The organism is Streptomyces sp. NBC_01433 (genome assembly GCF_026340105.1).
Classification (GTDB): domain Bacteria; phylum Actinomycetota; class Actinomycetes; order Streptomycetales; family Streptomycetaceae; genus Streptomyces.
On sequence record NZ_JAPEPM010000001.1, the window covers coordinates 3,447,414 to 3,465,922 of the forward strand.

Annotated in this window: 26 protein-coding genes; 7 read left to right on the forward strand and 19 right to left on the reverse strand. The window is 70.3% G+C overall.

The annotated features are described in order from the left end of the window. Positions 1–208: 208 nt before the first annotated feature. The 15 genes from OG413_RS15600 to OG413_RS15670 all read right to left on the reverse strand — a co-directional run bounded on the left by OG413_RS15600 (position 209) and on the right by OG413_RS15670 (position 8,385). Positions 209–604, reverse strand: coding sequence for an HNH endonuclease (locus OG413_RS15600; RefSeq protein ID WP_266806054.1), 396 nt, complete (start codon positions 602–604; stop codon positions 209–211). Between the two features lie 39 nt (positions 605–643). Continuing rightward, a complete protein-coding gene (locus OG413_RS15605; protein ID WP_266806055.1) occupies positions 644–952 on the reverse strand; it encodes a MerR family transcriptional regulator in 309 nt (102 codons plus the stop codon). A gap of 182 nt (positions 953–1,134) precedes the next feature. Further along, positions 1,135–1,668, reverse strand: coding sequence for a hypothetical protein (locus tag OG413_RS15610; RefSeq protein WP_266806057.1), 534 nt, complete (start codon positions 1,666–1,668; stop codon positions 1,135–1,137). A 176-nt stretch (positions 1,669–1,844) separates the two neighbouring features. After that, entirely contained in the window at positions 1,845–2,420 is a 576-nt protein-coding gene (locus tag OG413_RS15615; RefSeq protein ID WP_266806059.1) for a DUF4352 domain-containing protein, read from the reverse strand. A 347-nt stretch (positions 2,421–2,767) separates the two neighbouring features. Then, positions 2,768–3,469, reverse strand: a complete 702-nt coding sequence (locus OG413_RS15620) for a PP2C family serine/threonine-protein phosphatase (RefSeq protein ID WP_266806061.1) — start codon at positions 3,467–3,469, stop codon at positions 2,768–2,770. A gap of 5 nt (positions 3,470–3,474) precedes the next feature. Continuing rightward, entirely contained in the window at positions 3,475–3,597 is a 123-nt protein-coding gene (locus OG413_RS15625) for a hypothetical protein (RefSeq protein WP_266806063.1), read from the reverse strand. Between the two features lie 79 nt (positions 3,598–3,676). Next, positions 3,677–3,889 carry a hypothetical protein gene (locus tag OG413_RS15630; protein ID WP_266806064.1) on the reverse strand — a complete coding sequence of 71 codons (213 nt, stop codon included), beginning with the start codon at positions 3,887–3,889 and terminating at the stop codon, positions 3,677–3,679. A 1-nt stretch (position 3,890) separates the two neighbouring features. After that, positions 3,891–4,073 carry a hypothetical protein gene (locus OG413_RS15635; protein ID WP_266806066.1) on the reverse strand — a complete coding sequence of 61 codons (183 nt, stop codon included), beginning with the start codon at positions 4,071–4,073 and terminating at the stop codon, positions 3,891–3,893. Next, the gene (locus OG413_RS15640) at positions 4,066–5,034 is read right to left on the reverse strand and encodes a hypothetical protein (protein WP_266806068.1); all 969 of its coding nucleotides are present in this window, start codon (positions 5,032–5,034) and stop codon (positions 4,066–4,068) included. Before OG413_RS15640 ends, OG413_RS15635 begins: the two co-directional genes overlap by 8 nt. A 3-nt stretch (positions 5,035–5,037) precedes the next feature. Beyond that, complete coding sequence (locus tag OG413_RS15645) at positions 5,038–5,487, reverse strand: hypothetical protein (RefSeq protein ID WP_266806070.1); 450 nt, start codon at positions 5,485–5,487, stop codon at positions 5,038–5,040. Between the two features lie 12 nt (positions 5,488–5,499). Beyond that, positions 5,500–6,138, reverse strand: coding sequence for a hypothetical protein (locus OG413_RS15650; RefSeq protein ID WP_266806071.1), 639 nt, complete (start codon positions 6,136–6,138; stop codon positions 5,500–5,502). Continuing rightward, the gene (locus OG413_RS15655) at positions 6,135–7,538 is read right to left on the reverse strand and encodes a hypothetical protein (RefSeq protein ID WP_266806072.1); all 1,404 of its coding nucleotides are present in this window, start codon (positions 7,536–7,538) and stop codon (positions 6,135–6,137) included. Before OG413_RS15655 ends, OG413_RS15650 begins: the two co-directional genes overlap by 4 nt. A gap of 60 nt (positions 7,539–7,598) precedes the next feature. Next, positions 7,599–7,757 carry a hypothetical protein gene (locus OG413_RS15660; RefSeq protein ID WP_266806074.1) on the reverse strand — a complete coding sequence of 53 codons (159 nt, stop codon included), beginning with the start codon at positions 7,755–7,757 and terminating at the stop codon, positions 7,599–7,601. Beyond that, positions 7,757–8,041, reverse strand: a complete 285-nt coding sequence (locus tag OG413_RS15665) for a hypothetical protein (RefSeq protein ID WP_266806076.1) — start codon at positions 8,039–8,041, stop codon at positions 7,757–7,759. The genes OG413_RS15660 and OG413_RS15665 overlap by 1 nt, the downstream gene beginning before the upstream one ends. Continuing rightward, a complete protein-coding gene (locus OG413_RS15670) occupies positions 8,041–8,385 on the reverse strand; it encodes a hypothetical protein (protein ID WP_266806078.1) in 345 nt (114 codons plus the stop codon). Before OG413_RS15670 ends, OG413_RS15665 begins: the two co-directional genes overlap by 1 nt. Before the next feature lie 190 nt (positions 8,386–8,575). Here OG413_RS15670 and OG413_RS15675 point away from each other — a divergent pair, with 190 nt between their 5' ends. Further along, positions 8,576–8,884: a hypothetical protein gene (locus tag OG413_RS15675; RefSeq protein ID WP_266806080.1), complete on the forward strand. Its 309-nt coding sequence runs from the start codon at positions 8,576–8,578 to the stop codon at positions 8,882–8,884. A gap of 1,056 nt (positions 8,885–9,940) precedes the next feature. Beyond that, positions 9,941–10,396: a hypothetical protein gene (locus OG413_RS15680; RefSeq protein WP_266806082.1), complete on the forward strand. Its 456-nt coding sequence runs from the start codon at positions 9,941–9,943 to the stop codon at positions 10,394–10,396. Positions 10,397–10,648: 252 nt separating this feature from the next. On the opposite strand, the gene OG413_RS15685 is transcribed toward OG413_RS15680, so the two are convergent. Beyond that, complete coding sequence (locus tag OG413_RS15685; protein ID WP_266806084.1) at positions 10,649–12,019, reverse strand: hypothetical protein; 1,371 nt, start codon at positions 12,017–12,019, stop codon at positions 10,649–10,651. Between the two features lie 196 nt (positions 12,020–12,215). Here OG413_RS15685 and OG413_RS15690 point away from each other — a divergent pair, with 196 nt between their 5' ends. The 5 genes from OG413_RS15690 to OG413_RS15710 all read left to right on the forward strand — a co-directional run bounded on the left by OG413_RS15690 (position 12,216) and on the right by OG413_RS15710 (position 16,114). Then, positions 12,216–12,341: a hypothetical protein gene (locus OG413_RS15690; protein WP_266806085.1), complete on the forward strand. Its 126-nt coding sequence runs from the start codon at positions 12,216–12,218 to the stop codon at positions 12,339–12,341. Positions 12,342–12,496: 155 nt separating this feature from the next. Beyond that, entirely contained in the window at positions 12,497–14,329 is a 1,833-nt protein-coding gene (locus OG413_RS15695) for an albusnodin/ikarugamycin family macrolactam cyclase (protein ID WP_266806087.1), read from the forward strand. Next, on the forward strand, positions 14,313–14,603 hold the full coding sequence (locus OG413_RS15700) for a PqqD family peptide modification chaperone (protein ID WP_266806089.1): 291 nt from the start codon (positions 14,313–14,315) through the stop codon (positions 14,601–14,603). Before OG413_RS15695 ends, OG413_RS15700 begins: the two co-directional genes overlap by 17 nt. Further along, positions 14,600–15,022 carry a lasso peptide biosynthesis B2 protein gene (locus OG413_RS15705; RefSeq protein WP_266806091.1) on the forward strand — a complete coding sequence of 141 codons (423 nt, stop codon included), beginning with the start codon at positions 14,600–14,602 and terminating at the stop codon, positions 15,020–15,022. The genes OG413_RS15700 and OG413_RS15705 overlap by 4 nt, the downstream gene beginning before the upstream one ends. Before the next feature lie 84 nt (positions 15,023–15,106). Beyond that, a complete protein-coding gene (locus tag OG413_RS15710) occupies positions 15,107–16,114 on the forward strand; it encodes a protein-L-isoaspartate O-methyltransferase (RefSeq protein WP_266806093.1) in 1,008 nt (335 codons plus the stop codon). 276 nt (positions 16,115–16,390) lie between these two features. On the opposite strand, the gene OG413_RS15715 is transcribed toward OG413_RS15710, so the two are convergent. The 3 genes from OG413_RS15715 to OG413_RS15725 all read right to left on the reverse strand — a co-directional run bounded on the left by OG413_RS15715 (position 16,391) and on the right by OG413_RS15725 (position 18,494). Continuing rightward, positions 16,391–16,693, reverse strand: coding sequence for a hypothetical protein (locus tag OG413_RS15715; RefSeq protein WP_266806095.1), 303 nt, complete (start codon positions 16,691–16,693; stop codon positions 16,391–16,393). Positions 16,694–16,899: 206 nt separating this feature from the next. Further along, complete coding sequence (locus OG413_RS15720; RefSeq protein WP_266806097.1) at positions 16,900–17,616, reverse strand: site-specific DNA-methyltransferase; 717 nt, start codon at positions 17,614–17,616, stop codon at positions 16,900–16,902. 131 nt (positions 17,617–17,747) lie between these two features. Further along, positions 17,748–18,494 (reverse strand): hypothetical protein, encoded by a 747-nt coding sequence (locus OG413_RS15725; RefSeq protein WP_266806099.1) that lies wholly within the window; start codon positions 18,492–18,494, stop codon positions 17,748–17,750. Positions 18,495–18,509 lie beyond the last annotated feature (15 nt).

The window sequence follows — 18,509 nt, forward strand, 5'->3', positions numbered from 1 at the left end:
CCTCGGGGACGTCAACGCGCAGGAGTTCGCCCGAGTTCGTTCGCAGGACAACCAGATCCTCGACGTCGAGCAGCCGTCGTCCCGCGTCGACCAGCAGCTCGTGGGCGGTGTCGTGGGGGACGCCTCCGTGGGTGAGCTCTCGGTAGTACTGCGAGAGGGCTTGTGCGGTGGTGAGCGGGGCCTTGGCCTGTTCCTCCGTGGTGTGGCGTCAGCGGGCTGTGTGGCGTCGTGCGTTGGCTCTGAGTGCTTCGACCTTGCTCTTGGTGTCGTGGCAGGCCGTACAGGCAAGTCCCAGGTTGTCCAGCGATGTGGCCGATCCGCCTTCGAACATCGGGATGATGTGGTCGAGCTCGTGCAGCTGCACGTCAGGGTCGGACACGTCGAGGTCGTCCTGGTCGAGGCCGCACATGTAGCAGCAGCCGTTGTCCCGCTGCGTGACCTTGCGCTTGAGCGCGCGCCACTGACCAGAGGTGATGCCGTACCGGGCGGCCTTGTCGTGCCGGCCGCGCCAGGGGATCGGCTGGTGTTCATCGCAGCGTGATCCCCGGGTCGCAAGAGCGTGGCACTCCGGATCGGTACACCGTGATGGTGGAGCGACCGGCATGTCCTACCCCCTCCTCTGACGACTCGGTGGCCAGGCCCCCTATGTCCCGGTGAGGGGCGGCCGGGGCGCCGGGTCCTGTTCGTCGGGGGCGACACCACACGGGTGTGCCTTCACGCCGAGGAGGCGCAGCGCGCGGGAGCGGGTGGCTTTCTCAGCTTTGGCGACGTCGGCCAGGCGGTAGAGGGGCCGCTTGTCCTCTGACATGCCTGTGGCCGTGAGGTGCCCGCGGTTGACCCAGGACCGAAGAGTGGACGCCCGGATGCGCGCAGCGCCGGCGGTCAGTGCCTGCCGTGAACGGTCGGCGTGGTCGACGGCCTGGGTGGTGGTCAGCCACATGGTGGTTGTCATGAGCCCCTCCTCCGGGCACGCGAAAACCCCCGGCCAGATGGTCCGGGGGTCCGAATGAGCACACGTGTGTTGCTGGCAGCAGTGTTGCGCTAAATCGCGATCATGTCCAGCAAAGCAATGCGGTCCGGCTCAAGGGCACTATCCAGCGCAGGCCACCGGAGGGTGCCGACAGGTGCGTTCGGTCATGCGGTGGCCTCCTGCTCGTGGGTGTAGACGGCAGTCTCGTCGGACTGTTCGTCGGAGCCGCGCCAGATCAACAGGCGGGCACGATGTTTCTGTGGTCCCCGGCCAGCTTCGGTGAGGATGCGGCTAGCCAGCTCGGTCGCAATAGCGGGGTCCTCGACGGCCGGCATCACGTCCTCGCCCGCCTCCCAAACGTGCCATCCGGGCCCGGCCTTACTGTCGTACAGATCGAGACGCCAGGAGCATCGGACGTACTCGCGAAGGACACGGCGTACGTAGGACTCAGTCATGTCGAGAATGATGGCGATGTGACCGACCGTGCAGCCATCTGCCTTCGCGTCGAAGATCAAGCTGGGGGTGCGGCGCTCCTCTTGCTTCCACTGCCGTCGCCGCATCCCCGCCTTGACCAGGCGCGTGTTGACGTCATCCTCGACACTGCGGAGCTTCGCCTGCGTCTCGGTGTACCGCTGTGTGAGTGCGAGCAACTGCTCGACAAAATCGTCGGCCGTGAGGATCGGAGCGCTATCAGTCATGGAGTCCTCTGCGATGGTCGGTGGCCGACGGAGAATCTGCCTCGCGTTGTGCACGGGAATACCAAACAGAACGGTACCAGGTCTCGCCCCACGCGGTATTCAGTACCGTCCCTGGGGGGTGAGAGGGAGGGCCGCCACTCCGCTGGCACCTCCCCGACGTTGGGTACTGCAGGGCGTTAGGAGACGGCCCACTGTCCGGTCTGCTCGGCGAATCCGCTGTTCAGGGCGAACTGAACGGTGCTGATCTTCGAAGCCTTCGGCACCTCAAAGACAATCCAGCCGAGGGCCTTCTCGCCCGGAGGGACCTTCGCGCTGGACGTCATGGCCGGCCCAGCGGTGATCTCGGCGAACGTTGCCTGAAAGCGCTGCCCGTCGCCGTCAGCGACCTGCGCCCCGTTCGACGGACTGTCGGCGTACGGGGTGCTCCCGGTGTTGGTGAGCTCGAACTGTGCGGCCACCCACTTCGTCCCGGGCTGCGGTTCGCTGAAGTCGTCGGCCGGCTTCGCGTCGGTGACCCACTTCTTGAGGACGGCGTCGACCTTCTCGCCGTCCTCGTTGCCCTTCAGCGAGATGGTGTCACCGACCTTTGCGACCTTCGCCTTGGGCGGCTCCGGCTCGGCGGCCGGGGCGCTGCTCTTGGCGGGCGCTTCGGCGGCCGAGGACTTGCTCGGTTCGGTGGTGATGGTGTCCTGGCAGGCGGCCAGTGCGAATAGCAGGCCGACGGCGGCAATGGCGGTTGTCGTGCGACGCATGGCGTCCCCCTTGCGTACAGATGAGCGGTCATCATGCCGCCCTCGTGTATGTGGCGTGAGGGTTTCACGGGGATTGTGTTCAGCCTGTTGTGAGTTGGTGGCAGATACATCGGATTGGCTGGTGGCGGGTGCGGTGGCCATGGCCGAAGCGAGGCAGGGCGTAGCGACTGCAGGCGGCGCGGCATAGGTGAGGCCATCCACGACAGGGGCCGGGCAGAACGCGCGGGACGAGAGCGAGCCCCGTCCCCGGTCGCATCGGGGGGCGGGGCTCGCGGGGCCTATCCGCGCAGCAGCCAGCAGCGCGGATAGATGCCGGCCACGGTACGGGCCGGGACTGACAACGGCAGCTACTGAGCAGCGTTGACCTTGACCTGGAGGATGGCCACGGTGGCGTCGTCGCGGTATCCGTCCTCGTCCTCGGAGGCGGCGGTGACCAGTGCGTGGGCCAGGTCCTGCGGGGCGGCGTGGTGGGTGCGGACGAGCTCTTCCAGTTCGGTCGGGGTGATCTGGTCGCTCACGCCGTCGCTGGTCAGGATCACGAGGGGGTCATGGACGGTGGCTTCGGAGACGGTTGCCACGACCGCGTGCACCAGTGACGTCTTGATCCGGTTGTCGTACTCCTCGGCCAGCTCGGGCGCGACGCCACCACGCCGGAGCTGTTCGCCGACGGTGTGCGGGGTGGTGTAGCGGGTGAGGGTGTGGCCGTTCCAGCCGTAGGCGTCGCAGTCGCCTACCCAGGCGACCACGGTTTCACCGTCGGGGTAGGTGACCGCGACGGCGGCGACGGCGTTGGGCTCGTCGTCGTTGGGGCCGGGATCGGACACGAGCTGGGCGGCGGACATGAGTCCGGCGAGGGCGCCTCGGGTCGCCGCGACGCGTGCGGCGACGGTTGCGAGGACGGGCGCGATGGCGGAGGTGCCGGGGGTGTGGCCGACGCCGTCGATGACGGCGGCGGCGACGGCCCCGTCGGCAGCGGCGTAGATCGCCCCAGCGTCTGCGTTGTCCTGGTCGGTGCCTTCGCGGGTGGCGGTGGCAGTGGTGATCGTCATGTCGGTCATCGTCCCGTCTGCTGCTGGCCGCTGGCGCCGGATCCGGCCTTTTCCGCGGCCCGCTTCTGCTGGCTCGCGGCGTTGCGCTTGGCGAGGTCGTCGATGCTGATCGTCTGCTTCAGTGCCATGGTGTGGGTCCTGTCTCGTGAGGGATGGGCTGGGGCGGCCGGTCGCCTGGCAGTGAGTCAGCCGCCCCAGGTGTTCGGGTCAGGCGTGCTTGGGTTTCCAGCGCCCGGCGTTGAGGTCGGCGAGTTCGTCGAGGGCCTCGTCGGCGGCCTGTCGCATCGACTCAGCCGCGCGATGCGACCCGGCGGCCTGGAGGTCGCGCTGCGCTCGGCGGGAAGCGGCGGCCTCGTCGGTGATCTCCGTGCGTACTTCCTCGGCGGGTTGGTCCCTGCGGAAGTGCCTGCTGCCTGCCACGTCAGCGTTCCTCGCCGTCGGCGAGCCCTTCCCAGGGCTCGTCATCGCCGGGCCGGTCAGCCTCCTCCTCTGCGGCCCAGCGTTCTTCGTCCCGCGCGTCGAGCAGTGCCTCGGCGGCCTGGTCGTACTCGCGCATCTCCTCGCCGCTCATCACGTCTGCGTTGGTCATCTCGTCGTCATCCATGCGGTTCTCCTCGGTGGGGCCGGGCTGTCCGGCTCCCCTCACCGCCCGGTCGGGCCGGGCGGATCGGGCAGCCGTCAGTGGCCGGTGAAGTGGACGCGTGCGCGGGACGGATTGGCGGGGTCGTCGACCACCTTGAAGGAGTAGGCCGGGCTGTTGCCTCCGTTGTTGTTGTTGCTCTGACCTGGGACAACAACGCCAACAACAGGGACTTCAGAAGGGGGTTGGGGAAGGGGAGGGAAGTCCTCTTTGTGGACCCCCTCACGGCCACCCACCGGGGGCACCCGTACGCCGGGGCGGATACGGACCTCGTGGCGGGTGAGCAGGGCGCGCACGTCGCGGGTCTCCCACGGAGCCGCGGGTGGCCCATAAATGCGGCCTTATGGAGGTGTCCGGCGAGGGCTGCGAGGTGGACGCCGGAGCCCTCGGTGTAGACGGTGTGGAGCAGCAGCGCGACGTGGTCGCGGGTCATGGTCCCGGACGGGTGCCGCACCTCCTCGGGCTGCTTCGAGTCGTCCTTGGCGGGCTGCTCCTTCTTCTTCTCGTCGTCCTTGGGCGGCATGGTTGCGGCGTAGCCGAGGACGAGGGCGGTGAGCACCCAGGCGGCGGTCAGGCCGATGGCGATGGTGGTGGTGTACGGCAGGCCCTTTGCAACCGCCGCGGTGATCAGGAGGCCGACCCAGCGGAGCAGTGCCGAGCCCTCGGCGACGCTGGTGGCGGCCTTCTTCGCCGGCACCTTCTTGGGCTTCACCGTGGCCTTGGGCTGCTCCCCCGTATCGGCGGGCTGCTCTTCGGTCTCCCCCGCATCGGTGTCCGACTCGCCGGTCGGTTCCTCCGCCTTGGGCTTCACCGGGGCCGGTGCCAGCGGTGTCGTCTTGGCGTTGCAGAGCCAATCGACGGTCCGGTAGGTGATGCGGGAGGAGCCGATCCACAGGGCGGTCCAGAAGCGGATCCAGGTCTCCATGGGTCAGGCCCCGAAGATCAGGAAGAGGGCGGCGAGGAGCTGTCCGGGGGTGTCCCAGACACTTCCTGTCCCGGCATTGGGCCAGGTGAACGAGGCGATGAGGCAGAGGATGGCGGCCCGTACGGGGTTGAGCGGGGCCACGAGCATGAGGATGAGGAGGAGCAGGCAGGCGGCGCCGATGCCGACCTCTCCGAAGGGGCCGGGACCGCCGCCGACTCCGAGGCCGGTCCACCCCTGCTCGACTACCTGTTGCGGGTTGGCCCAGATTTTCCCGGCGGCGCTGTAGGCGGATCCGGTGGCGAGCGCGACGAGGCCGGCCTTGAAGGTGGTGAGCTTGACGCTGCCCTTGCCGATGATGCCGAAGACGAGCAGGGCGGTGAGGCAGAGCGCGAGGCCGCCGGAGCCGAGGAAGCCGAAGACACTGCTGGTGCTGCCGGGTGCTGCGAGATACATGACGGTCGACTCCTAGAGGGCGCCGGGCGCGTGGAGCGCGAGGGCGAGGGCAGCGGTGCAGACGGGGATGCGGGCGGCCCAGATGACGACGGGGCGCAGCGCGGGTGGCATGTAGGGCAGGCCGGGGAGGTAGCTGGCGACGATGTGGGTGACCAGTCCCATGGCGATGCCGACGGCGGGTGCGGCGGGTCCTACGTCGTCGAGGAGGTCGCGCATGAGGCCGGCGAGGCCGGTGTACCAGCCCACTCCGGCGGCTCCTGCGTGGTAGGCGACCCAGATACGGCGGCGGTGCCGCTTCTCGGCGGCCCGCTCGGCGGCCGGGTCCGCGGCGAGCCAGGGTGGCGGGCCGGGGGGCGGAGGCTGGTGAACGGTGACGTGGATGCCGGGCGCGGTCGCGACGGTGCTCTGCGGGGCGGCGGCCTCCGGCGCGGGGCGGCCGAAGGGTCCGGGCAGCACGTACCACCAGGGGCGCTTGGGTTCCGGTTCGTCGTAGGCGTCGTCCTCCGGCTCGTCCTCGTCGTCCGCAGGGTCCGGGGTGGGGATGACGTGGACCTCGATGAGCGGGGGCTGCTCCTCGACCGGCGGGCCGTCGATCTTGCGGCGGAGCCATTCCTTGACCCGGTGCTCGCCGTCGTCGGGGGTGGTGTTCATGCGGTTCCTCCGAGGGCGTCGCGGATGCGCTGGGCGCGGGCCTGGCCGATGCCGTACTGCCGCCGAAGCGGTTTGATGCCGGGTACCTGCGTGCCGTGGTCGACGCGTACCTGCTCGATGAGCGGGTCGGGGTCGGGTACGTCGCGGTCGCCCTCGGGTACGTCCTCGTCGGGGTCCTCGGGTACGGGTACCTCGGCGTGGACGACGGTGCGGGTACGGGTACCTGCGGCCGCGAGTACGGGCGTAGGGCGGGGGGCGGCCTGGTGGCAGGTGACGGGCAGCAGCCGGACGTCCGCGGGTACAACCTCGGGCGGGTCGGGTACGAGCCTGGTCAGCGCCGGAGCAACGGAGTTGCCCGCTCGGAGAGCTACCCGAACCTGCGTCTCGGAGACGGGTACCCCGTACTCCGTGCACAGGGCCGCGACCTCGGCCGGGGTGTCCTCCGGGTGCGCGTCGCGGACCAGATGGACGACGGCCAGCGGGTCCATGGTGCGGAGCTGCGCCCCCGTCACCCCGAGCGGGGTACGCGGGTACGGCATCTCGGGTACAGGGGTACCCGCCCACGGTGAGGCCAGGGGTACGGTCGCGAGCTGTCCGGACGTACGGCGGGCCGCAAGGAGCTGGAGGAGACGGTGGCGCTGCTCGCCGTTCGTTCCGGCCCCGGACCGGGCGACGGCGGCGGCCAGGCTGCGACGCCGGTACCCGGACAGCCATCCGCTGGGGCGCAGCTCAAGGACAGCGGCGAGGCGTACGGCGCGGGCGGTGGCCCGGTCGCGGGTGATCTGCTCCGCGGTACGGTCGCGCGTCGCCAGCCCGAGGTACGAGAGCAGGCGTTCGCGGAGCTCGCGACCGATGATCGCGGGCAGGCCGGTGGACAGGGAATCGGGCCGGGCCACGCGGATCTCCAGGCCCATGGCCAGGTGCCAGAGCAGCCCGGCGAGGACCGGTCCGATGACGGCGCGGACGGTGCCGCCCACGATGCCGGACGTGGCGTAGCAGGGGATGACCTGGACGCCGGTGATGACCCAGACGAGGACGCCGGGCACACCGGCGGAGCCCGCCGCGGCCTTGGTCGCGGTGGCGGCCTTGTTGGCTCGGGCCATGACGGCGCAGGCGAGGAGCGCGAGCTCCCCGGCGCCGAACATCAGGGCGCGCTCTGTGCTGTCGGCCATGCCGAGGCGCTCCCCGGCGAACCGCCAGCTCGTGTCTCCGGAGTAGGCGGTGCAGACGAGGGCGCCGGCCCCGGCAACGAGGACGGGCAGCGGCGGCCACGTCCACGACCGGACCATGCGGGCGATGCCCCACAGGGTGCCGCCGAGGATGGCGACGGAGGCTGCGGTGATGCTGGCGGTCGGCCAGGGGTGGTCGACCGCCCAGGTGATGAGCGGGTGGGTTGGCACAGTGCTCCTTGGGAGCAGGCGAGGGGCCGGGCCGCGTCGTGGGCCCGGCCGGTCGGATGGTCAGCTACGACGGGCGCGGGCGGCCTGTTTGGCCATGGCGGCGCGGGCGTCGGCACCACGTACGTAGTCGGCGCGGCAGGCGGCGACGGTCGCGGGCGACGCGATGACGCTGTCCGGCTGACGCTCGGGCGTGACCGAGGGCTTGAGCTTCTTCGCCATCACGCACCCGCCGACGGCTGCTGCTCTGCGGTCCGGGGGCGGTACACCGTGTAGGTGACCGGTGTGTCCGCGCATTCCGCGCGGAGCCAGGCGGCGGCTGCCAGCGTGTCGTCGAACCGGAGGACGCTGCTGGTCGCGATCTGGGCGAGGTCCGCGCGCTTGGCCAGGAGCCGGTTGTACGCCTGCTCGTCCGCGTCGGCGTGGCCGGGCAGAGGCACGTTCAGGGCTTCGGCGATGGCGGCCAGGAGGCCGCGCATCGGCTCGGTGAGCTCGGGGCCGGCCATCAGACGGTCTTCGCCGCGGCGCGGAGGCAGATGGCCCACTCGCCCCGGGTGCGGGCGGTGGCCCACATCTCGGCGTCCAGGGCGCGCATGGCGCGGCGGGCGGCGTGCTGGGCGATGGACTGCGGGTAGCCGCTGAGCACCCGCTGGTCGGCGCGGGCGAGGGTGCGTCCCCACCCGCTGATCGTCAGCGTCTGCTCGGGGCGGCTCGTGGTGAGCTGGTCGGCGGCCGCGAGGAGCAGCTGCGCGGCCAGGCTCGGGGTAGCGAGGATGCGGCGCAGCGTTTCGTCGAGCTCGGCGCGGGCTGCCGGTACGGCAGAGCCGCGGATACGATCGGTCACAGTCATTCCTCCTGGTGATGCAGGGCGGATGGCTGGCCCCGGCCGGAGGTGCGAACTCCGGCCGGGGCCGTTCCATTGGGTGTGAGGCCGAGAGAGCCGGACCCACAACCGAAACCCTAGGGCTTGCCTTGCGGCAACGCAAGCCCTAGGGTTTGCGTTGCTGGGTCGCGCTCCCGTAGAAGGAGGAGAGGGCGACATGGATCAACAAGCCGAGGAGGTGACGAGGTTGAAGGAAGCCATCGCGGCGCTGGAGGCCATGAGCGACGACGCGGCATGCACGGCCGCTGTCTCGGACGTGCTGCGGGAGTGGCCCCAGTTTCACGCACGCCTGCGCGAGTTGCGGCAGCGCCGTGTCCGCGCCCTTCGTGATGACGAGGGCAAGACGTGGCCGGAGATCGCGAACATCATCGGCCAGGTGACCCCTGCCCGCGCGCAGCAGATCGGTAAGGGGCTCAGGGGTGACAAGCGGCCGCCGAAGAAGAGCGGCAGTACACCCGCCGAATAGAAACGGCCAGGGCGGTGTTGGAGCCGCCCCGGCCGTGAGGACCAACGGGATCGCAGCCCGTTGACCAAGGAATCCGCCCAGTAGCAACGAGAGGGATCCCGCATGCATCGTAGGGCTGGCCTGCCCGCGGTCACTATCTATCGCCCCGGTTTGAGGCACGGATCACCCCTGCCCGCCGACGTCGGGCTGCTGACCGTTCTGCCGTAAGCCATACCGCGGGCCGGCCGCTGTGCCGTGGTCCCGCCTTCACTCCGGACTGTGATGCGCCGTTCTTCCGGCGCGGCCGAGTGCCGCGCCTCTTCGCTATGCCCGAATCAGGACTGGAAACCTGTCCCGCGCCCGCTGCAGGAAGTCGCTGCGACGGGCGGCCGCCATGCCCAGCCGCAGGCGTGGCTGCGCGCTGTCGTCTGGCTCGTCGAGGCCCACCTCCACCCGCGCGCCGGTGAGACAACCCTGCGCATTGCGCAGGATCTGGCCGCTCGCATGGACTACGTGGCCGGGACGGTGCTGTACGACCTGACCGGCACTGCCGGCCGCTGTGGAATCTCCACCGCCACGGTGAAGCGGCATGTTCGCGCCCTGCGGGAGCTCGGTGCGCTGGCATGGGTGCGGCACGGGTCCCGCACCAACCTGAAACTGCCCGGACGGCCTTACGCCGGTACGGCCACGATCTACGCGGCTACCGTCCCGGCCTCCTACGACGAGGCACACGGTCACCGGCTGGACGGTGAGGGCTTCACCGCCCGGGTCACCGGCGTCACCGAGCAGGGCCGGAAGAGAGCAATCGCGGCAGCCCAGGAGCAGCCACACCCTGTGGATAACTCGGCTTCGTCCAAGGCCCGTTGCCCGGGGCGTGCACCCCAATCTCTTGGTCATTACCCCAACGTGCGTAAGGCTTATGCAGGTGGGGGGTTGAAAGACACTGCGCGCAAGCGCGCGCCGCGCACAACCGCATACCCGTCCTCGTCAACCAGTAACGAACCACGGCGGGTACGGGAGCCCCGGAGTCCGCAACGGGTCGCCCAGGACATCCATGTCGCCCGGACCGTGCGGCCCTTGGTCGGATGGACCCAGAGAGAAGGGCTGCGCCGACTGGCGTTCGCCCTGCGGCCGCTGATCGACCAGGGCCTGGACGTCCACGACATCGCCGCCGAGCTGACCGCCTGGTGGATCGACTGGCGGCCGGCCCGCCCTGCCGCACTCATCGCGGCCCGCCTGCGCGCCCGGCCGCCCCACGGCGCGGCGGAGCATCCCGGAGAAGCCGCGCACGCCCGTGCGGCTGGACCCTCGGGTAACGGGGCATGGCAGGCATGGCTGCAGCGGCGCGACCAGGAGTCGGCAGCCGACCCTCCGCGCACCAACGGCGACCGGGAGTTCGCACGGCTCTACGGATGGAATCAGTGGGAGGAAGTCGCCCTCCACTACGACGAGGATCCCGACGACGCGCTCGACCTGTACGGCAGCCAGCTCTGCTGCTACGCCGTGAAGAAGTCGGCTCGGGTGACCTTGTGAGGCCCGGACGACGGTTCTGGAGTCGAGGTTCCACCGGAGCAGCGCACACCAACTCGACCGCCGGGGCGGCTCCATGCCTTTGGAGTTTGGCCCTGGGGCTGCCCCGGGGTCGCGCTTCCGCGACGCGGGTGGCGAGGCTGTTCGGGCTGAATCGCCTGGGTCTGCGGTATCCAACCCGGACGAACGAACGGGGCACCCGCTGCGGATGCGCTCACGGCGTGCCCGGCTCCGGTACGGGGCACGCGCGTGGGGTCAGGGGCGGTCGCTGAGGAAGTCGCGGGCGCGTTCGTCGAGGTCGGCGGCGCAGCGCAGTCCGCGGGTGCGGAATCGCGCGAGGTCTTTACGCATGCTCTTGACCGCCTTACGAGTGCGTACCGACTGCACGCCATCCATGTGGTCGATGGCCCGGCTCCAGGTCTGGCACGCCTCCTCGATCCGGCCGCGCTTCAGCTGCATCTCCGCGCCGGCAACGAGGTCGAGGGAGACGATCCGCGCGTAGGTCGTGGCGGGGCGGGCGGTCGCCGCACGGGCGTACTGGCTGGCGGCGGCACTGTAGTCCCCCAGTGTTTCGTACACCTTGGCAGTGCGGGAGTAGACGGACGCCGCGGGTGGTCCCCAGGCGAGCGCCCAGAAGGGGGTCTCGTCGCCCTTGTCGGCAGCGAGGAGTTCGCGGGCCTGGTCGGCCTCGACGATCGCCGCTCGCCGCTGGTTCCCCTTGGCGAGGGTGTGAGCGTGGACGACTCGGAACAAGGCCATGGTCGCGTTGTCGACCTTGCCCTTGGCCCGGTTCAGTCCAGTCTCGGCGAGGCCCTGGCAGTGTTCGGGGCGGTGGAGCTTCAGGCCCTGCATGGCCATGGTGCGCATGATGAACCCGTCGTGCCCGGTGATGCCGGACTCGACGGCCAGTGCGTAGGACTGGAGGTAGTACCGCTGGGCGAGCCCTTGCTGTCCGGCGTCGTAGGACTTCCAGCCCAGGAGGTGAACGCCTCTGCTGGCGGCGGAGAGCATGTGCTGACGCATCTCCTCGTTGCGGAAACGGGCGCGGCACAGCGGGGCGACGTCATCACGGAGGTACTGGACGAGTGCTGAGCGTCCGTGCCTGCCGCCGTGGCGTTCGTCCATCTCGGAGAACATCCTCACCATGTCCCTCACTGCGCTCACCTCGGCCATTCCGACCATGTGACCGGTGCGGGCGGCAGCAGTCCGTCCGGCCATTTCCTGCACGTAGTCGAGGGGCAGGGCGGCGGCGGCCACCGAGTAGGCGGAGGAGGTGAGGAAGGTGCGCCGGTCCAATTCGGCCCTCCACATGGGCAACAGGGCATCGATCGGGTCTGCCCCGAGGGACAAGCCCATGGTGTCATTCTCGGCCACGTTCGGGCTGGGCAGGCCGAGGTCGGCCGGCGTGAGCAGACGGCCGGTGTGCCGGGACAGGGCGACGGCGAGGAACCGGGCGGTCGTCTCCTGCGGTACGACGCCATTGAGCCAGTGCCGGATCATGCCCTTGTTCGTGCCTAGCTCGACGCCGCACTCGGCAGCGACCTGCCGGACGGCCTTGGCGAGTGCTTCGTAGGTGAGATCCGACTCGGTGATGAGATCCCGGAGCCGCTGGTTCGGTGTGCTCATGGCCATTCCCGCCCGTGATACCGGTGATACCGCTTGACCTCCCCGTCACCGTACCGCCGTACCCCTACTGCGGGTTGACTGTTCATCACGCCAAGCGGCCGTCCCGACAAGGGAGTTCCGGGTTCATCGCCTGGCTGTGTGCAGCCGACGCTCAGTCCCGAGCGTCCGGAGATCCAGTGACCAGGAGGTCATCACCATGGAGCAGAACACCACCCCCGAGTACATCCGTCCCGTCGTCCTGGACGCCGGTGAGGTCGTCGCCGTGACCCTCGGCACGAACAGCTTCGACACGGCCGACGACACCCAGTACAAGAACGCCTGACCGCGTTCCGCCGGACGTGACAGCGTCCCAGGGCTGACCGGGCGTCGGGCCGCGAAGGGCCGTGCTGCGTGCACGGCCCCGAGCGGCCCGGCGCCCGCTCTTGTACCGGCGATCGACACACCCACGAGGAGAACGGGACAAGGCAGATGCGGCAGATGCGGTGGAGTGCAGGATGGTTCGGACAGAGCAAGAGAAGCCGAGCGCCGCGCGGCGGGGAGCCGGTGCCGGTGCTGCAGTCGGCATGGACCGTCGGCTGGCCGGGCGGCGGTGTGCGCGCGGTGGGCGACGGCCGGGCGGAGCTGGCGGTCATCGGGGAGTGCGGCGCAGACGACGACCAGCTCTGGCGGGCGCTGGCCACCGTGCGTTCTCGGGACTGGAGGGCGCTGACCACCTGGCCCGGCTCCTACCTGGCCGTCGCACGGTGCGGCGAAACCCTGGCGGTGATCGGTGACCTCTCCGAACAGCACCCGGTGTACTGGCGGCCGGAACGCTCCGGCGTGTGGTGGTCGACCTCCGCGACCGCGCTCGCGGCACTGGACGGCGCACCGGTCGACACCGTTTCCCTCGCCGCCCGGATGGCGTTCGGGCAGCCCGATGTCCTGGGCACGAGGAGCCTGTTCCGGACGGTGAACCGCGTGCCCACCGGCCATCTGCTGCTGATCACCCCGGAGCGCACCGCGGCGGTGCGCTACGAGCCCGCCGAAGCCGAACCGGTGGACCTGAGTCGTGCTGCGCCGACCGTACGGGCGGCACTGACGGCTGCGGTGGCTACGCGTCTGGGAGACCTTCCGGTGAGCGCGGACCTCGCGGGCCTGGACTCCACGACCTTGGTCTGCCTCGCCGCACAACGCACACCGGTGACCGCGATGACCTTCGCAGACGAGCGGCTGCGCGATGACGACGTGGCGTACGCGACCCGGACAGCAGCCACGGTTCCCGGAGTCTCCTACCACGCGGTACCCGGCAGTCCGGACACCGTGTACTACAACGGCCTGGACGATCTCGCATCGCTGCCGGTCACCGACGCCCCGAACGCCTACGTCGTGACGGCCTCCATCAAACGGGCCGTACTGGATGCCGTGATCGAGCAGCAGACCGCCGGAGTCCACTTCACCGGTGCCGGCGGGGACGCCGTTCTCTCCGCGCCCTCCTCCTACCTGTCGGATCTGCTGCGCTCGGGCCAACGGCTTCGAGCCTGGCAGCACGCGCAGGCTCACGCCCGGCTCCGGCACACCACCGCGCTCACAGTGCTTCGCCGGGCCCGACCCGCCTCCCGCTCCACCTTGACCGAGGCATGGGCGCAACTCGCGGCCGAACTCCGCCGCCCGCCGCGCCCCTGGACTCCCCAGGCACAGCAGCCGGTCGCCTGGACACCCCTGCTGGCCACAGCTGCCTGGATGGCGCCCGACATGCGCCACCAACTCGCCGCCGCCCTCGACACCGCGGCGGCCGACCATCTCGACGCACCGTCCACCCTCGCCGCCTGGTCGGACCGCCAGGACCTGGCCCGGGTCGGAGCGGACACTGCCGGGTGGAGCGAGATCGCCCGTGCGGGCTACGGGGTGGAACTGGCCGCCCCGTTCCTCGACAACGAGGTCATCCGGGCCTGTCTCGCCGTCCCCGCAGAGCAGCGCGCCGCCCCCGGCCGGTACAAGCCCCTGCTCGCAGAGGCGTTCACCCGGACTGATGTCCTCCCTGACTTCGTCATGAAGCGGGTCACCAAGGGCGGCTTCAACGCGCTGTCCTACGCGGGGCTGCGCGAGAACGCCGCCGTCCTGCGCGACCTCTTCGGCCCCGCCTCCCGGCTGGCCGCCGCCGGGCTGATCACCGACGCACCCGTGGCCGACATGCTCACCCGAGCCGCGACCGGCCAGCCCACCGCCCAGGGCGCCCTGCACCTGGCCGTCAGCGCGGAAGTGTGGCTGCGCCAGGTGGACACCGCGATGACCAGCTGGTGGGAGGTGAACTCTCGTGCTGTTGCTGCATGAACACACCCATCCCGTGCTCACCGACGAAGGCGGCGCGATCCTCGACGAGCACACCGGCCGCTGGAGCTACCTCACACCGACCGCCGCGTCCGCTGTACTGCTCCTGCTCTCCAGCACCACCGAGAGCCAGGCGGCCGAGCAGTACGCCGAGCGGCACGGGATCTCCCGCGACCAGGCCGCCAACGACATCCGCACCGTCACGACCGCGCTCACCGAGCAAGGTGTCACCGCCCGGCCAGCGGTACGCCGCCCGTGGTGGAGGCGTGGCCGATGACGACCAACGAAGCCTGGTCCACCGCCCGCACCGGGACATTCGGCGAGCGCGTCGCCGCCCTCACCGGTCTCCTCCTTGCGCTGCTGCTCCTCCGGCTGCCGTTCCGGTACACCGTGCGGGCGGTCCGCTGGGCCCGCATCGTGGGTCGCCGCCCTGCGGGCCGGGCACAGGGCGAGGTGCTGGTCCTGGCCGTGCGGCACGCCGGTCGCTGGTGGCCGGGACGTGTCGCCTGCATGGAGACCTCCCTCGGCGCGGTCCTCGCCGCCTCGCTGCTCGGGCAGCGGCTCGACTGGTGCCTGGGCGTGCGCTTCACCCCGCCGCCGGTCGAGTACCACGCCTGGGCGGCCCTTCCCGATGCCGGCCCGGTCGGGGAGTACACCGCCGCTGGCTGGCACCACCACACCGCCCTGACCATCTGAACCGCGTATTCACCCTGGCGTGCCCTTCACCCGCCTGGAGCAGTTGACGCATACGTGTACCCCACCCCTCGAAGGAGTGACACCGTGACCACCGTCGCCGAAGCCGCCGAGACCGTCCCCGAGCGCCACTACACCCACCACGAGGAACGAGGCGTTACACCCCACCGCTCCAACCCCGTGGTGATCCATCGTGAGTTGACCACGCTCGACGTGCACGAGGGCATGAATGTGGTGGAGTTCGGCACCGGTTCCGGCTACTCCGGCGCCCTGCTCTCGCAGCTCGTCGGCCCTTCGGGGCAGGTCACGAGCCTCGACATCGACGCCTACCTGGCTCGCTGGGCGGCCGTCATCCACCAGGGGCGCGGCGTCCGCAACGTCGAGTGTCACGACTCGGACGGTACTGCTGGCTTCGCCTCCCGCGTCCCGTACGACCGGATGGTGGCCTGGTGCACGCCTCCGCTCCTGCCCAGGGCATGGGTGGATCAGATGGTGGACGGCGGGATCATCGTGGCTCCACTCCCGATCGCGGCCGTGCCCAACATGACCGTCGTGGCGAAGATCGTTGTGCGCGAAGGCCAGCCCGAGGTCGAGTCGGTGGCGACCGGCGGCTACATCGAGGCCACGACTTCACCCAAGGGCGATCTTGACCTTCCCGGCCGGTGGGTGGACTGGGAGAACCGTGTCCCTGGCCCCTCCTGGATCTCCATCGCCTGGCGAGGCGAGGACGACCACCTCCGCACCGGCGCCCGCACCGCGCTGGACCGGCTGCTGAAGAACGCACACACCGAGCCGTACGGCCAGGGGATCGACTGGCCGTCCTGGCGGACCTTCGCCGCCACCCGCGGTGACCACCGCCTCACCATGGCCGGGCTCACACCGGACATGTGGGCGATCGGCCACACCACCACCACGACGGCCGCCGTCATCCAGCAGGACGGCACGATCCTCGCCGACGCCCCCGACTCCCCGTCCCTGACCGTGCTCCGCGGCTGGCTAACGCAGTGGGAGGAGGTCGGGCGCCCCGCACCCGCCACCTACATCCCCACCCTGGTCCGCACCGGCGACAGCTGGGACCTGCGGCTCTCCCGGTAGCCCCGCAGCCGCTGTCACTCACTCGCATTGCCCGGGACACTCAAGGCGTTCCGGGCAATGCCCTCTCCGTCACGTCGCAGCCTCGGTTGCCAGCTGGTCGAAGGGGCGCTCGCCGAGCGGTGCACCCCGGCCCTTGCAATGCCGGTCCAGTACGCCACCAGGCCCTGGAAGGCGTCTAGGGCCTGGTGAGGCATCACGCCGGGGTTAGGACGTCTGGGCGAGCACGCGAGGTGCAACTCTCGCTGTCCGCTCCGATCCGTCCCATGAGGCCGGGTCTCAGCAGTTGACGTAGGCCATCTCGATACTGGCGAACCCCTCGGAAGCCCAGATGTTGACGTTGGCAGTGGTGCCGTTCCCGGTCGCCCAGTCGCTGTCCACCCATCTGTTGTTGTTGGTGACGCCGTGGACGTACGGACATTTGCCGTCCGACGCGGTGTCCTTCACGGTGCCCACCACGCCGGTGTTGCCGTCACACCACTTTCCACTGGCCGTACCCCATGAGCTGGAGAGAGTCCAGTTGTACTCGCACGACGCGGCTTCTCCGGACGTTCGTGGGGCTGCGGCGACGGAGGGGGACACGAGAGTAAGCGCTCCAAGGAGCCCAAGTGCTATCGGGGCCAGGACCATCGCCTTGCGCATTGCAACACCTTCCGTTGATGACTGGTGTGCGTGGTCTATCAGCGGGTCCGCATCGAATCGATGGGACGGCCCGAAGCGGCGCAATCCAGAGTGATCTTTGTCCGGTGCCGTCAAACGTCGCGCTGCTAGGCGCATTGTGCTGACCGTCAGGCGGCGTCGGCCAAGCGCTGCCGGGCGGCCGCAGCGTAGGCGGGGGCCTGCTCGATGCCGACGAACCGCCTGCCCTCGGCGAGCGCGGCCGCCCCTGTCGTGCCGGACCCGGTGAACGGGTCCAGGATCAGGCCGCCGACGGGGGCGATCTGGACCAGCTGCCTCATGATCGATTCCGGTTTCTGAGTGATGTGGACGCGGACCTTGCCCCGGGGCTGGGAGCCCTCGAGCCAGCCGGGCAGGTAGATCGTGGGGGCGTGGCGGAGCGGGTCCCCGCGGCTGCCCCACAGGACGTACTCGCACTCGCGACGGAAACCGTCCTTCAGCGGGCGGCTGATCGGCTTTCGCCACGGAATGATCCCGCGCCAGGTGTAGCCGCCAGCCTGCAGCGCGTCGCTGGTCGCCGGGAGCTGCGCCCAGTCGGTGAACACCAGGAGGCTGCCGCCGGGTCTGGTGCGGGTGTACGAGGCGGCAAGGATCTGGCCGAGCCAGTAGGTGTACCCGCGCTGGTCGCGGGTGTCGCCGTCGAAGTCGGCGAGCGCGTGCTGGGCGTCGCCGCTGACGTACTTGTCGCGGGCGCCCTGGGCGCGCCGCTCGGCGTTGGTGCGGCCGCCGCTGTTGTACGGCGGGTCGCAGATCACCGCGTCGACCGGTTCGGTCAGCGTCGGCAGGAGGGTGAGGGCGTCGCCCTCGTGGATGGTCCAGGTGCTCACGGTCGCTCCTGATCAGGTTGACGGCAGGTTCCCCCGATCATGATCCGAACAGATGTTCTATGTCCTTACGGTTCACCGCATGCTGCTGCGCCCCCGCCCATGGCTTGGGGCGGGGCGCAGCAGCATGCGGGTCAGGCGGCCTTCTTGGGGAGCGGGACGGCGATGCGGAGGGCGAGGGCGGCGAGGGCGGGCATGACGCGGTCGCGGTGGGCGAGGTACTCGTCGGGGGTGAGGACGGCCGGGCAGACGGTGCACAGGATGTTCAGCTCCTCCTGGTGCTCCACCAGGCCGAACGCGCCGCACTGCGAGCAAGGGGCATCCATGGGGCGAACGCGCGGCTTGAGGTCGGTGACGCGTTCCACTCGCTTCAGTAGGTGCTGCACCTGCTCGTAAAGGTCGTCAATCCACGGGCGGGTGACCGCGTACGGCAGATAGGCCGTCAGCCACCGGCACAGGCCGGGGACGTCGGCCCGGTGCCAGGGCCTGGCACCGGTGCACGTGGTGACGCCGCGCGCATGTCCTCGGTCGTCCCGGTTCACGGCGGGGAACTCCTGGGCGAGGTACCGCGCCCAGCCCATCAGCAGGGCGGTCATGGGGATGCCGGCGCTCTGGTCGCCGTCGGGGTCGGGGAGGACGACGGGCTGCCCGGGGCCGAGCAGGTCCAGGGCGGCGACCCGTACGGGGAGTGGGGGATGGGCTCGGCCGCCGCCCCCTCGGCGGGCCGGGCCGGTGTCCGGGTGCAGGAGGGCCTGCAGGATCACGTAGTGGTGGGGCAGATCGCGCAGCCAGCTCCGCAGCCGGTACTCGCACCCCGTGCATGCCGAGCGCTGGGAGCGGTCCGGCATGCGGGTGTGGCAGGTGAGGCAGACGTCGTCCATGTGGTGCTCCGGGTG

Coding starts and splice junctions, on each gene's coding strand:
- OG413_RS15600 (WP_266806054.1), bottom strand. CDS start 604: ATGCCGGTCGCTCCACCATCACGGTGTACCGATCCGGAGTGCCACGCT.
- OG413_RS15605 (WP_266806055.1), bottom strand. CDS start 952: ATGACAACCACCATGTGGCTGACCACCACCCAGGCCGTCGACCACGCC.
- OG413_RS15610 (WP_266806057.1), bottom strand. CDS start 1,668: ATGACTGATAGCGCTCCGATCCTCACGGCCGACGATTTTGTCGAGCAG.
- OG413_RS15615 (WP_266806059.1), bottom strand. CDS start 2,420: ATGCGTCGCACGACAACCGCCATTGCCGCCGTCGGCCTGCTATTCGCA.
- OG413_RS15620 (WP_266806061.1), bottom strand. CDS start 3,469: ATGACGATCACCACTGCCACCGCCACCCGCGAAGGCACCGACCAGGAC.
- OG413_RS15625 (WP_266806063.1), bottom strand. CDS start 3,597: ATGGCACTGAAGCAGACGATCAGCATCGACGACCTCGCCAAGCGCAAC.
- OG413_RS15635 (WP_266806066.1), bottom strand. CDS start 4,073: ATGGATGACGACGAGATGACCAACGCAGACGTGATGAGCGGCGAGGAG.
- OG413_RS15640 (WP_266806068.1), bottom strand. CDS start 5,034: ATGGAGACCTGGATCCGCTTCTGGACCGCCCTGTGGATCGGCTCCTCC.
- OG413_RS15645 (WP_266806070.1), bottom strand. CDS start 5,487: ATGTATCTCGCAGCACCCGGCAGCACCAGCAGTGTCTTCGGCTTCCTC.
- OG413_RS15650 (WP_266806071.1), bottom strand. CDS start 6,138: ATGAACACCACCCCCGACGACGGCGAGCACCGGGTCAAGGAATGGCTC.
- OG413_RS15660 (WP_266806074.1), bottom strand. CDS start 7,757: ATGGCGAAGAAGCTCAAGCCCTCGGTCACGCCCGAGCGTCAGCCGGAC.
- OG413_RS15665 (WP_266806076.1), bottom strand. CDS start 8,041: ATGGCCGGCCCCGAGCTCACCGAGCCGATGCGCGGCCTCCTGGCCGCC.
- OG413_RS15670 (WP_266806078.1), bottom strand. CDS start 8,385: ATGACTGTGACCGATCGTATCCGCGGCTCTGCCGTACCGGCAGCCCGC.
- OG413_RS15675 (WP_266806080.1), top strand. CDS start 8,576: ATGGATCAACAAGCCGAGGAGGTGACGAGGTTGAAGGAAGCCATCGCG.
- OG413_RS15685 (WP_266806084.1), bottom strand. CDS start 12,019: ATGAGCACACCGAACCAGCGGCTCCGGGATCTCATCACCGAGTCGGAT.
- OG413_RS15690 (WP_266806085.1), top strand. CDS start 12,216: ATGGAGCAGAACACCACCCCCGAGTACATCCGTCCCGTCGTCCTGGAC.
- OG413_RS15695 (WP_266806087.1), top strand. CDS start 12,497: ATGCGGTGGAGTGCAGGATGGTTCGGACAGAGCAAGAGAAGCCGAGCG.
- OG413_RS15705 (WP_266806091.1), top strand. CDS start 14,600: ATGACGACCAACGAAGCCTGGTCCACCGCCCGCACCGGGACATTCGGC.
- OG413_RS15725 (WP_266806099.1), bottom strand. CDS start 18,494: ATGGACGACGTCTGCCTCACCTGCCACACCCGCATGCCGGACCGCTCC.